General features: G+C 38.1%; 12 protein-coding genes and 2 pseudogenes. 9 read left to right on the plus strand and 5 right to left on the minus strand.

The features are described from left to right. Positions 1-26: 26 nt before the first annotated feature. Positions 27-1,244 (minus strand): alkane 1-monooxygenase, encoded by a 1,218-nt coding sequence (locus AAV97_RS05210; RefSeq protein ID WP_046760021.1) that lies wholly within the window; start codon positions 1,242-1,244, stop codon positions 27-29. Positions 1,245-1,435: 191 nt separating this feature from the next. On the opposite strand from AAV97_RS05210, the gene AAV97_RS05215 reads away from it, so the two are divergent. Continuing rightward, entirely contained in the window at positions 1,436-2,356 is a 921-nt protein-coding gene (locus AAV97_RS05215) for an AraC family transcriptional regulator (protein ID WP_004830880.1), read from the plus strand. Between the two features lie 81 nt (positions 2,357-2,437). Here the strand turns inward: AAV97_RS05215 and AAV97_RS05220 are convergent, their stop codons facing one another. From AAV97_RS05220 to AAV97_RS05230, 3 genes and pseudogenes are all read right to left on the minus strand, one after another. Then, on the minus strand, positions 2,438-4,312 hold the full coding sequence (locus tag AAV97_RS05220) for a SurA N-terminal domain-containing protein (protein WP_046760022.1): 1,875 nt from the start codon (positions 4,310-4,312) through the stop codon (positions 2,438-2,440). Between the two features lie 130 nt (positions 4,313-4,442). After that, positions 4,443-4,715 (minus strand): HU family DNA-binding protein, encoded by a 273-nt coding sequence (locus AAV97_RS05225; protein WP_004720620.1) that lies wholly within the window; start codon positions 4,713-4,715, stop codon positions 4,443-4,445. Positions 4,716-4,880: 165 nt separating this feature from the next. Continuing rightward, positions 4,881-5,264: pseudogene (locus tag AAV97_RS05230) on the minus strand (phasin family protein); the annotation flags it as partial. Positions 5,265-5,630: 366 nt separating this feature from the next. Here AAV97_RS05230 and AAV97_RS05235 point away from each other — a divergent pair. From AAV97_RS05235 to fdx, 8 genes are all read left to right on the plus strand, one after another. Further along, positions 5,631-6,284: a membrane protein gene (locus AAV97_RS05235; RefSeq protein ID WP_046760023.1), complete on the plus strand. Its 654-nt coding sequence runs from the start codon at positions 5,631-5,633 to the stop codon at positions 6,282-6,284. Positions 6,285-6,425: 141 nt separating this feature from the next. Next, positions 6,426-6,899 (plus strand): Rrf2 family transcriptional regulator, encoded by a 474-nt coding sequence (locus tag AAV97_RS05240; RefSeq protein WP_004830884.1) that lies wholly within the window; start codon positions 6,426-6,428, stop codon positions 6,897-6,899. A 1-nt stretch (position 6,900) separates the two neighbouring features. Then, positions 6,901-8,118 carry an IscS subfamily cysteine desulfurase gene (locus AAV97_RS05245; RefSeq protein WP_004830885.1) on the plus strand — a complete coding sequence of 406 codons (1,218 nt, stop codon included), beginning with the start codon at positions 6,901-6,903 and terminating at the stop codon, positions 8,116-8,118. A 108-nt stretch (positions 8,119-8,226) separates the two neighbouring features. After that, positions 8,227-8,613: a Fe-S cluster assembly scaffold IscU gene (iscU, locus tag AAV97_RS05250; RefSeq protein WP_004830886.1), complete on the plus strand. Its 387-nt coding sequence runs from the start codon at positions 8,227-8,229 to the stop codon at positions 8,611-8,613. A gap of 46 nt (positions 8,614-8,659) precedes the next feature. After that, entirely contained in the window at positions 8,660-8,980 is a 321-nt protein-coding gene (gene iscA / locus AAV97_RS05255; protein ID WP_004830887.1) for an iron-sulfur cluster assembly protein IscA, read from the plus strand. Positions 8,981-9,080: 100 nt separating this feature from the next. Then, positions 9,081-9,596, plus strand: a complete 516-nt coding sequence (gene hscB / locus AAV97_RS05260) for a Fe-S protein assembly co-chaperone HscB (protein ID WP_046760024.1) — start codon at positions 9,081-9,083, stop codon at positions 9,594-9,596. 65 nt (positions 9,597-9,661) lie between these two features. Beyond that, positions 9,662-11,521, plus strand: a complete 1,860-nt coding sequence (gene hscA / locus AAV97_RS05265; RefSeq protein ID WP_046760025.1) for a Fe-S protein assembly chaperone HscA — start codon at positions 9,662-9,664, stop codon at positions 11,519-11,521. A 17-nt stretch (positions 11,522-11,538) separates the two neighbouring features. Further along, positions 11,539-11,877 (plus strand): ISC system 2Fe-2S type ferredoxin, encoded by a 339-nt coding sequence (fdx, locus tag AAV97_RS05270; protein ID WP_004830890.1) that lies wholly within the window; start codon positions 11,539-11,541, stop codon positions 11,875-11,877. Between the two features lie 136 nt (positions 11,878-12,013). Here fdx and AAV97_RS05275 read toward each other — a convergent pair. Continuing rightward, positions 12,014-12,363: pseudogene (locus AAV97_RS05275) on the minus strand (adenylate/guanylate cyclase domain-containing protein); the annotation flags it as partial.

Below are 12,363 nucleotides of genomic sequence, written 5' to 3' on the forward strand. Positions count from 1 at the left end.
TTGGGCTTTTATTGCATTTTTCATGTTTAATTATTGAGCAATTTGTCGATTACACCAAATTTCTTAAAAATACTGGCACGACGTTTTGGATAAATATTGGCTTTATTCAAATCACCTTTATAGTGATCAAATACACGTTTATCCATGATCTTGAACCACCAAGCAGGGATCAGGGCTGGCAATAACATACTTGCATAACCACTTGGTAACTCAGGTGCTTCATCAAAATGACGTAATGCCTGGAATGGACGTGTAGGATAAGCATGATGATCTGAATGACGCTGCAACTGATACAGGAACAAATTCGTCACAATATTATTATTATTCCAACTGTGTTCAGGCATGGTACGTTCATATTTACCTTTTTCATCCTTTTGACGCAATAAACCATAGTGTTCGATGTAGTTAATAATCTCAAACAGACCAATACTATATGCAGATTGCGTAGCCAAGTATGGCAAAATTCCTTTACCAAATACCCCCACCATTGACGAATGGAATGCCGCAGTCATGCCCCAACCTTGCAACAACTCATTGTCTTTACACCAAAATCCAAGCCCTTTTCGTTTAAGGCGGTTGGTTTCGATTTCAATTGCAGACTTAAATGATCCAATGACTGTTCGTGGTAAAAACTCATAAAAAGTTTCACCCATTTGTGAAGATGCAGGGTCTTCTGGAGTTGCTGCACGCTTATGATGTCCATATGGATGCTCAATCCGGAAATGATTATAGCCAGATGGAACTAATGCCGAGTGCGACAAAATATGATCTACACGATCATGCTTATGACTGAGTTCATGCGCTGTATTGATGGCGATACCATTAATCGCCCCCATCGAAATACCCAAGAGTATCTTATCAAGCAATGAAGTCTGCTTACGGCCAACCAAATAGCATGCATACACATTTGCTGCATATTGAATCGGAATAAAAGATTTAACTAATCGAGAATAATAAGGGTCTTGTTCAAGTAATTTTACATCTTCAGCAGTTGGATTGTTTTGATCTTTACCAATCAAGGAGTCGATGGCTGGAATAATCACATGCAAGACAATCGGACCACCCAGTGCAAACACTTTTTTAAGTGGCTTAGGCGCAACATGATAGCCCGCTAAAATCCCTAAACCAATCACTGGCAAAGATGGACTAATCATCCAAAGGTAACGCTTCTTATCAAGTGCCAAACCTGACTTTGGTTTTATGTCCAGCAATTGCTGTTCAGTCAGTTGAACTGGTGCATTCATGGCTGTATCTTCCCTATCTTTCTACTTATCTATATATTTAAATAAAGATCACTTGAAAGACAGTTGTAAGCGTCCATAAAACCTATGAAAAAGTCTTTGGCATCTTCAACATAGAGATTGTCCTTTACGCACATGTTTTAATGACATCAAACCTTTTTATTATTTGAAAATAGGAAATTTAAACCATACTTATGGATGCTTTAAGTAAAATTTTTGATGATATTCATCTCAACCATTCAGAATATATTTATCTTCAAGCGCAAGGGGATTGGTCATTTCAAAGCCCTAAACAAGAAGCTGTCATTGCACATATTGTCTTATATGGTCACGCTTATTTAGAGTTTTCCCCATCGATGCATGTCACCTTACACACAGGTGATATGTTTTTAATTCCTGCAGGTTTAGCCCACACCGTAAAAAATCAGCCCAATACACAACTGGTCGAAAACTTAAATATTGAATCTCTGTTTGATGGACTTAGACAGGATGCCATTGAATTTGGTCAGGGAAGCTCGGAAAAAACTTTAATACTTACTGTCCGATGCCATATGAATGCCATTATGGCACGCCCATTAATTAATGCACTCCCTCCCTTTCTACACATTCAAAATGCGCTGAGTGATGAAGCACCTGAGTGGCTTAAAATTGGACTTTATTTTGTATCCGCTGAAACGCGTAGAACTGTCGCAGGCAAGAATAAGATCATGGATCATGTGGTCAGCATTTTAATGATTGAGTCTGTACGAGATTACATTGAGCAAATGCAAGATCATAATAACTGGTTGAATGCTTTGATTCATCCTGAACTATCAAATGCCTTGGCAGCCATCCATAGCCAACCCCAACATAACTGGACTGTTGAAAGTTTAGCTGAAACCTGTTGTATGTCCCGCTCAAAATTTGCCAGCCTGTTTAACCAAATTATTGGCGAGACACCATTGGCTTATTTACAACAACATCGTTTACGTCTTGCCAGTCAACTGCTTAAACAAGGTCAACTCTCTATTCAACAAATTGCCCACCAAGTGGGCTATTCTTCTGAAACCGCATTCAGTCAAGCATTCAAAAAACAATTTGAGCTTAGCCCGAGTCAATACCGCAATCAACTCTAAAACTTTACGAGACAGTTCCTTAATACATAATCCAATAAAAAAAAGCGCCGAAGCGCTTTTTTTTATTGGATGTTTTCTCAATTATTTAATCTTAGCTTGAGATTTTAAATAACGAGAATAATCATCAAGCAATTGTTCCCCACGGAATTTTTGGTACATTTGAGTCAACTGTTGAACTTCAGCAGGATTCATTTGGGCAATGTCTACTTTTTTCACATTGGCAACCGCTACAACAACCAATTCATCAGGTAACTTCGCAGTAGTCACAGACCACATACCTGCTTTGGGTACAGGTTGACTAAATGCAGCACGCTCAATTTCGCGTTTAAGTCCCTGTGAACGCGTAAATGTTCCTGCATGTACAAAATTAGATTGGTATTTCGCTGTCACTGCTTGTGCAGGTAACTTTTTAAAATCTTCAATCATTGCATTTAATTTTGCATGTGCTGCATCAAATGCTTTTTGTTCAATCAACTGTACTTTTACACGCGCTGTTGCCTGAGCCAGAGGTTGAGTGCCCGCTGGGTAGTATTTACGAACTTTTATCCATACCACATCACCATTGGCAGTTTGTATATTACCTGAAGCTGTTGTATTGCCGTTTTTAATATCTTCAGCAAATAATTTCGTTTTAACCGCAGGATCTGCTAAAACTGGATTAGTTGTCGCTAAATTCACATTCTTCGCTGATTGGACCTGTACTGTTTTCACTGCTTGTGCCACAACATCAAGCGAATCGCTATTCACAACCTGGTCATTTAAACTATTTACAGTATCAGAGAAGTAATTTGCAGATTTGTTTTTCAGCACTTCGGCTGTTAATTCTGCTTTTTTGCTTTCCAATGATGGAATTGTTCCAGCGGGTGTATTGACTTCAATAATATGATAGCCGAACTCTGTTTTTACAGGTTTCGCCACTTGACCATTCGCTGTTGAAGCCACAGCTTTATCAAAATCAGCACCAAACACACCTGGAGCATAGGCTGCAAGTGCACCACCTTTTGCTTTAGAATCTGGATCTTCAGAATATTGTGCAGCCGCTTGAGCAAAAGTCATACCTGCTTGAATTTTTGCATAAACCTCATTCGCCAAAGTTGCAGCTTGCTCAGGACTACGTGAATCCGTTGTAATCAGGATGTGTTTTACATCATGCTTTAAATTTTGCTTATATTTTTCTACAAATTGCGCATAGGCTTGATTTAACTCCGCATCAGACACCGCAGCATTTGGTTGAGTCAATGTAGCAGGACTAAGCACAACATAATCAACATCTACAGCCGCAACCTGTTTAAATTTATTGAGATGTTTGTTGTAATAATCCGCAATTTCTTGATTCGTCACTTTAACATTCGCTTTATAATCATCCAGCTTTACACTCGATAAAAATAATTCACGTTGTTCGGATTGAAGATTAGCAATTTGTTGAATATCAGATTTACTAATCAAAGCATTATCTGAAATCGTTGAACTCAGAATACTCAATGCAAAATCTTGACGAATATTTTGAATAAATGCCTGACTGGTTAAGCCTTGTGAACGTAAATAATTCGCATATAGATTATTTGAAAATTTACCATTTTCCTGAAAAGCAGGAATCTGTGCAATTTTCTGTTCAATCTGAGTATCGCTTAAAGTCACACCTAATTTATCTGCCTGTTGTCTTAGAAGACTTTGACTGATCAGATAATCAAGTGCTTTATTTGCAATAAATTCTTTATTCAACAGTGACTCGTCCCCATGCACACTAGGATTTGCCAATAATTGATCCGTATAGCTTTTGGTGACCGTTTCTAACTCTTTTTTAGAAATATCTTGACCATTAACAGTTTTAGCGACATCTGCTTTTTGCCCACCACTGAAATAACCTTCAATACCGACCACGGCAAATGGCGCTAAAAATAACACAAGGAGAACTTTACCAAACCAGCCCCTTATGAGAGTGCGAAACGATTCCATGAGTATTCCAATATTATATTTCGTAAGGATTCTAACTGAAATTGTGAAATGAATGAACGAGCAATCACTGATAATTTAATTTTATTTCATAAAAAACGCGCCACGAGGGCGCGCTTTCGATAAGCTCAGATTAAGCTACTGAGTCTTTTAAGCCTTTACCAGCTTTAAAGCTAGGTACTTTGCTTGCTTTAATCTGAAGCTCTTCACCAGTTTTAGGGTTACGACCAGTACGTGCAGCGCGGTCTTTAACACTAAAAGTACCAAAGCCTACTAAAGTCACTGTGTCGCCTTTTTTAAGCGCTTCACCAATTGAAGCAATAGTCGCATCTAATGCTTTACCTGCATCAGACTTTGACAATCCCCCTTTTTCTGCAATCGCATCGATTAATTCTGATTTATTCATGAAGATTACGTCCTCTTATTTCGTTTGTTTAAGTTCCAAGGCTGTAGATCAAAGGCCATGACGACTTTATAGCAATGCTTTGGGGGGAAACGCAAGACTCCAAACACGCTTTTCTCAAAAATTACGACTAAAAATGAGTTTTTTTTTTGATTCACCCCAATTATTTCATTTTTTGAGCAACTGCTCGCGTAAGTTTTGGTTCTCTTCTACTAAGGCATCCACCTTGTGATGTAATTGCATTATTAAGTTCTCTAGGTGCTGAAGATCCTTTGCAGTGACCAAACCAATTCGATTAAGCGAATGATTTACACCATGATCGAGAAGCTTTTCTACCTTGTCCTTAGTTTCTGTGACAGACTCTTTAGTTTTCTCCGACACTTTGTTCACTGTTTGATCAGTAACTTCAACCGTTTTTGATTCAAGCTCTTCTCCAACTTTGACTAAAGAGTCAAATAACTTATTGCCTTCTTCTTCAGCACGCGAAAAAGCCCCCAACCCGGCCAACCAAATCTGTTTTGTATATTTTCTAAAATCCAATGCTGATTTTTTATGATGTCTAGGTTTTGTATGTGATACATGCTGTTCATTTTGGTCTTCCTGAAGACCGAATTGTTCTTTATTGCTCTTTTTCATATCCTGCTCCATTTGCCCAAAACTCCAGCTTTTAATGACCTATATGACCAAATTATGTAGAAAATATATCTATAATATCAAATAAAACTATTGAACCTTTTGCTAAACTGTTCTACAAAAGCAAAGTAATTGTTTAATGTTAAGGAACACTTGCCAATTCAACAATGGTCATTCAATTATTTTTTTTATATGATTGTTGAAATAATGTGTTTCATATCACAGATGAAATTGTTTCAAAGTTATTTTAGAGATCGGATTCTCAATTTGTTATAGGAATGTTTTATGAATGAATCGCAACAAAAGCAAGGTCACTCTCGTTTGTTGCTAAACATTGTCATGATTATCTTGGAAACCATTTATTCTTTTGTATTAAAACATGATCGTGTTGTTCGCTTACAAGCTAAAAAATTTGTCGAACAGCAAATGACCATCAAGATAAATAGTTACATTCCTTATTTTGATTTCTATATTCAATTTACAGACCGTGGCATTTTGTTTGACTTGCAAGCGCCAGAAAAACCTGTCGATCTTTCTGTGAGTAGCACATTAATTGATTTAATTCAAATTTTTGTTTTTGCTAATCGCCGTAGTATGAAAAAAATGCGTTTGGAAGGCAGTGATATGGTGAAAGATCAATTTCGTGATCTGGTCATTCATTTAACTGCACCCAAACTCTTGTCCGATTGGAAACAGTGGTTAACTCATCCTGATGATGACAGTCAGACACGTGCATCAAAAAAACGTATTGCACCCTTACTTGAAAAAATTGATCAGCAACGCTCAAAGATCAACACCCTTCAGGTTGAGGTAAAGCAATACCAAAATCGAGTTCGACGCCTACAGCAAAATCAACAGCGTTTATATACGGCTTTAGGTGTAATAGGCTTTCTATTTGTTGCACTAATCATGTATAATTTATGGCAAATATTCATATAAAATATTTTATTAGATTTCATCCTTATAACAATAATAATTAATTCTGACTAATTTAGTCAGAATTAATCTTAAAAATACTTGACTAATTTAGTCAGGATTCATAAAATTCATACATCTAGTCTAAAACATGTGTATCGAATCATGCGCCTAACTACTCGCGGTCGCTATGCAGTGACTGCACTACTCGACCTAGCATTGCAGCCTACTGAACAAACGATTACGCTTGCAGAAATTGCAGCCCGCCAAACGATCTCTGTCGCTTATCTTGAACAATTGTTCGCTAAATTAAAGCGTCATGGCTTAGTTTCAAGTGTTCGTGGCGCGAATGGTGGCTATCACTTAGCGCGTCATGCTGAAGAAATTACTGTCTTAGAAATTATTGAAGCTGTAAATGAAACTGTGGATGCAACTCGTTGTGATCATAAAGGCAATTGCCAAAATGGTGCGATGTGTTTAACTCACGATTTATGGCAAGAACTCTCTCTCCATATTGCCGATTATTTAGCTAAAATCACCCTTGCCGATTTAGTCGCACGCGACAATGTACAAACCGTTGCAGTTCGCCAAAATTCAGCACCACATGATTCAGCCCTTTTATCGGTTACAGGTATTTGACATGAAACGTCCGATTTATCTTGACTATGCAGCAACTACGCCTGTTGATCCTCAAGTAGCAGAACGCATGATGGAGTGTTTAACCTTTGATGGTACCTTCGGAAATGCAGCTTCTCGCTCTCATGCTTATGGATGGCAAGCTGAAGAAAAAGTTGAATATGCACGTGAACAAGTCGCAAATTTAGTTAAAGCTGATCCACGAGAAATCGTATGGACATCAGGTGCTACTGAATCTGATAACCTTGCGCTAAAAGGTATTGCTCAATTTTATGGTTCGAAAGGCAAGCATATCATTACCAGCAAAATTGAACATAAAGCAATTTTAGATACCTGCCGTGAATTGGAAGAAGAAGGTTTTGAGATTACTTATCTTGAACCAGAACCTAGAACAGGTTTAATTACGCCAGAAATGGTTCAAGCTGCACTTCGTCCAGACACTATTCTTGTTTCATTAATGATGGTGAATAATGAAATCGGTACAGTAACTGATGTTGCTGCGATTGGTGAACTTACTCGCGCCAACAAAACTTACTTCCATGTAGATGCTGCGCAAGCTGCTGGTAAAGTTGAAATTGATCTTTCAACCATGAAAGTAGACTTGATGAGCTTCTCTGGTCATAAAGTTTATGGACCTAAAGGCATCGGTGCATTATTTGTACGTCGTAGCCCTCGCGTACGTCTTAAAGCACAAATTCACGGTGGTGGTCATGAACGTGGTATGCGTTCAGGCACACTTGCTACTCACCAGATTGTGGGTATGGGTGAAGCATTTGAACTTGCAGGTAAAAACTTACATGCAGAACAAGCGCGCTTACGTGTACTTCGTGACAAGCTTTGGAATGGTTTACAAGATTTAGAACAAGTGTTCTTAAATGGTCATCCTGAATATAACGTTGCAAACTACTTAAATGTAAGTTTCAACTTTGTTGAAGGCGAATCATTGATGATGGCATTGAAAGATGTTGCGGTTTCATCAGGTTCAGCATGTACATCTGCAACACTTGAACCATCTTATGTGCTTCGCGCACTTGGTCTTTCTGATGAATTGGCGCATAGCTCAATTCGTTTCAGCTTCGGTCATTATACGACTGAAGAAGACATTGACCATGTGATTAAAATTTCTAAAGCTGCTGTAGAGAAATTACGTGAACTTTCTCCGCTTTGGGATATGTACAAAGAAGGTATCGACTTAAATTCAGTTGAATGGGCTGAACACTAAGTTTCTAAAATCAAACACGGCATTTTATTGAAAATCAGTGAAATGCCACCATATTAGACTGTAGCAATACATATTATCAACGCTGACCCCGAGGTTTGGAGAAGCATCATGGCTTATAGTGAAAAAGTAATTGATCATTACGAAAACCCTCGTAATGTTGGTGTTTTGGATAAAAATGCAGAAAATGTTGGTACAGGTATGGTGGGTGCACCTGCATGTGGCGATGTGATGCGTTTACAGATCCAAGTAAATGACAATGGTGTGATCGAAGAAGCACGCTTTAAGACTTATGGTTGTGGCTCTGCAATTGCATCCAGCTCATTAGTCACCGAATGGTTAAAAGGTAAAACTTTAGACGAAGCACAAGCGATTAAAAATATTGATATCGCAACTGAACTTGCTCTTCCTCCTGTAAAAGTGCACTGTTCTGTACTTGCAGAAGATGCAATCAAAGCTGCTGTTGAAGATTACCGTAACAAGAAAACTAAAGCTTAATATCTGTTGTTTAAGTTTTTACAGATAATTTTTTAATGGAGTTTTCATGATCAATTTAACTGAAAATGCTGCAACTCATATCAGCAATTACTTAAAGAATCGCGGTAAGGGTGAAGGTATTCGTCTTGGTGTGAAAACTTCAGGCTGTTCTGGTTTGGCATATGTACTTGAGTTTGTTGATGATATCGATGAACACGATCAAATTTTTGAACAGTTTGGTGTTAAAGTTTTTGTAGACCCTAAAAGCTTGGTGTATCTCGATGGCATGGAAATGGACTATGTAAAAAATGGTCTCAATGAAGGTTTCGAGTTTAATAACCCCAATAAAAAAGGTGAATGTGGTTGTGGTGAATCTTTCACTGTATAATCACCCTGCACTTTTTTCATGTTAAAACAGTGTCTTGCACTGTTTTAATCATATTTAATTACCCTGTTTTCTTGTAAAACATCGTGGATGAGTATCTCCCATGAGTCATTTTGAGTTGTTCGATCTCCCTGAAGCACTCGATATTGATTTAGCAACATTAAAAGCTAATTTCTTAAACTTGCAACAGCAATATCATCCTGATAAATCGGATGATAAAGACAAAGCTTTAATTAAATCGAGTGAGATTAATCAAGCGTATAAAGCCCTATCTCATGTAGATAGCCGTGCAGCATATTTACTTTCACTCAAAAAGCAAGATCATCATTTAGATCAATCCATTAATGATTTTGAATTTTTGCAGTCTGCCCTCGAAATTCGTGAGCAACTCGATGAAGCAACCAATACAGAACAGTTGCATTCTCTCAAAAAAGAAGTGCAACAATGGATCGAGGGCTTAGTTCGTGAATTCAAAATTGATTTTGAAGAAGAAGACTGGGCTGAAGCACGTGATACTGTACGAAAATTGCGTTTTTTCCAAAAAGTCATGAATGATATTGATAAAGCCGAAGATCAACTTCTTGATGATGAAGATTTTAGCTTAGATGATGATTTCTAACTTTTAATTTTAACTACATGTTGAACATGACTTTGTTTTTAGCTTTTATTTTAAGGATGTAACAAATGGCACTCTTGCAAATTGCTGAACCAGGACAATCAAGTGCGCCACACGAACACCGTATTGCCATTGGAATAGACTTAGGTACAACGCATTCGTTGGTTGCTACAGTACTTTCAGGCAAAGCCAAAGTACTGAATGATGAACAAGGTCGTGTGTTACTTCCCTCTATTGTGCATTATTCTAAAAACTCAACAGAATACGGTGATGCAGCAAAACCATTCATCACAACTGATCCCAAAAATACGATCGTTTCTGTAAAACGTTTTATGGGGCGTTCAAAAGCTGATATTAAATTTCAACATCCGCATACTTTAACAGGTGCTGATAATGAAATGCCAACTTTTGAAACCACACAAGGTCGAAAAACACCTGTAGAAATCTCAGCTGAAATTTTAAAGCAATTAAAAGATCGTGCTGAAAAGAGTCTGAATAATCCTGTAAATGGTGCTGTCATTACAGTTCCTGCATATTTCGATGAAGCTCAGCGCCAAGCAACACGTGATGCAGCGGAGTTGGCTGGGCTGAATGTATTACGCTTATTAAACGAACCTACTGCGGCAGCCGTAGCCTATGGTTTAGATCAAGACACCAACCTTGCAACAGATCGTAATTACGTCATCTACGATTTAGGTGGCGGTACTTTTGACGTTTCTATCTTACGTTTCTCGCAAGGTGTTTTTGAAGTTTTAGCCACAGGCGGTCATACTGCACTCGGCGGTGATGATTTAGATCGTTTGATTGTGAAATGGGCAAAAAAACAACTTAATATTGAGACTTTGGATGATGCAGAATATGCACATTTCATAGTTTCTGCACGCAAAGCCAAAGAAGCCTTGAGTGATGCAGAATCTGTTGATATAAAAGTACTGACACACCATCTTACACTAGATCGCGCAACCTTCGAACAGATTATCCAAGTAGCACTTGATAAAACAATAAGTGTATGTAAACGTGTAATGCGCGATGCAAAGCTTACACTTGATGATATTCAAAATGTGGTACTTGTAGGTGGCTCTACTCGTTCTTATGCTGTTCAAAAAGCTGTTCGTGAAGTATTTAACCAAGAACCACTGTGTACAATTAATCCTGATGAAGTCGTTGCCATTGGAGCGTCTATCACGGCGAATCAACTGATTGGTAATTCAAAAGATGGTTCATTACTGCTCGATGTAACCCCTCTTTCACTGGGTCTTGAAACCATGGGTGGGCTGGTTGAGCGTCTAATTTCTCGAAATACGGCAATCCCTGTAGCACGCCGTCAAGAATTCACGACCTATCAAGATGGTCAAACTGCCATGTTGATTCATGTTGTTCAAGGTGAACGTGATTTGGTCGAGCACTGTCGTAGCTTAGGGCGCTTTGTATTACACGGCATTCCACCTATGACCGCTGGTCAGGCGCGTATAGAAGTGACATTCCAAGTTGATGCCGATGGTTTACTTTCTGTGTCTGCAAAAGAAACCACTTCTGGTGTTCATGCCAAGATTGACATCAAACCTTCTTACGGTCTTTCAGAAGCAGATACCGAACGCCTTTTAATTGATGGTTATAAGTTCGCTGAAGAAGACAAGCATTTACGTCACTTGAATGAAACAAAGGTTGAGGCTCGTCGTGAACTCGAGGCATTAGTACAAGCATTGAAAGTGGACAGCAAATTACTCGATCCTGAACAATTGCAAGGATTAAATCTTGCAGCCGAACATTTAAAAGTACAGCTTGAAACAGACGATATCAAATCTATCGAACATGCTGTTGAGCAATTAAAAATTCATAGTGATGCTTTTGCTGCAGAACGAATGAATCAGCATATCGATCAAGCGCTCAAAGGCACTAAACTTGATGACTGGTCAAACTCAAACTAATTTATAAGGTAAAGACTATGCCACGTATTAAAGTACTACCTCATGCAACAATTTGTCCGAATGGTGCTGAGTTTGAAGTTGAACCAAATGCCAATCTTTGCCAAAGCTTATTAAGCAATGGTATTAAAATTGAACATGCCTGCGATATGTCTAAGGCATGTACAACATGTCATGTCATTGTACGCAAAGGTTTTGATGCACTTGAAGAAATGGATGATATTGAAGCGGATTTACTTGATCGTGCTTGGGGCTTAGAACCTGACTCACGACTTTCTTGCCAAGTTAAAATCACGGATGAAGATATGGAAGTTGAAATTCCTAAATACACCATTAACCATGCTTCTGAAAACCACTAAATAATTTTTAAAAGTCCTGAATAAAAAGCAATTAAAAACCACTCAACATGAGTGGGTTTTATTTGCTTTTACTTATTGCTCAGTCTTTAAGTGATCACAACAGACTTGAATGTTCAATGTAAAATTTTAAACCTGCCTAGCGAATTTCATCTTCAGCATTTAGTCTTGCAACACCTTGCGCATTGGTCAGTCGCTGCTGAACTTTAATACGATCGACCATTTTTTCAAGTACTTCAACCAGCTCTGGATACTCAAAGTTTTGCACTTCTTCTAAATTAAGCACCAAATGAAAACCTTTATATTCATAGTCAAACCATTGCTGATTTTCATTTTTACTGGCTGAGTATTTCTCCATGACCTGCCAAGTTCTCACTTTACCTTGAATACCTTTTAATTCAATTGGTGATTTTGGCGCACAGAGATAATCATTTTTAATCAATTTATAGGTTTCATCTGAAACAAGAATTTCATCAATATCCGCAGCGT

The organism is Acinetobacter sp. Ag2 (assembly GCF_001005515.1).
Classification (GTDB): Bacteria; Pseudomonadota; Gammaproteobacteria; order Pseudomonadales; family Moraxellaceae; genus Acinetobacter; species Acinetobacter bereziniae.

What these genes read in the sequence shown, in the direction of transcription:
- AAV97_RS05225 (WP_004720620.1), bottom strand. Translation starts at nt 4,715, where the DNA reads ATGAATAAATCAGAATTAATCGATGCGATTGCAGAAAAAGGGGGATTG.
- AAV97_RS05220 (WP_046760022.1), bottom strand. Translation starts at nt 4,312, where the DNA reads ATGGAATCGTTTCGCACTCTCATAAGGGGCTGGTTTGGTAAAGTTCTC.
- AAV97_RS05245 (WP_004830885.1), top strand. Translation starts at nt 6,901, where the DNA reads ATGAAACGTCCGATTTATCTTGACTATGCAGCAACTACGCCTGTTGAT.
- iscA (WP_004830887.1), top strand. Translation starts at nt 8,660, where the DNA reads ATGATCAATTTAACTGAAAATGCTGCAACTCATATCAGCAATTACTTA.
- iscU (WP_004830886.1), top strand. Translation starts at nt 8,227, where the DNA reads ATGGCTTATAGTGAAAAAGTAATTGATCATTACGAAAACCCTCGTAAT.
- AAV97_RS05210 (WP_046760021.1), bottom strand. Translation starts at nt 1,244, where the DNA reads ATGAATGCACCAGTTCAACTGACTGAACAGCAATTGCTGGACATAAAA.
- AAV97_RS05215 (WP_004830880.1), top strand. Translation starts at nt 1,436, where the DNA reads ATGGATGCTTTAAGTAAAATTTTTGATGATATTCATCTCAACCATTCA.
- AAV97_RS05235 (WP_046760023.1), top strand. Translation starts at nt 5,631, where the DNA reads ATGAATGAATCGCAACAAAAGCAAGGTCACTCTCGTTTGTTGCTAAAC.
- hscA (WP_046760025.1), top strand. Translation starts at nt 9,662, where the DNA reads ATGGCACTCTTGCAAATTGCTGAACCAGGACAATCAAGTGCGCCACAC.
- AAV97_RS05240 (WP_004830884.1), top strand. Translation starts at nt 6,426, where the DNA reads ATGCGCCTAACTACTCGCGGTCGCTATGCAGTGACTGCACTACTCGAC.
- hscB (WP_046760024.1), top strand. Translation starts at nt 9,081, where the DNA reads ATGAGTCATTTTGAGTTGTTCGATCTCCCTGAAGCACTCGATATTGAT.
- fdx (WP_004830890.1), top strand. Translation starts at nt 11,539, where the DNA reads ATGCCACGTATTAAAGTACTACCTCATGCAACAATTTGTCCGAATGGT.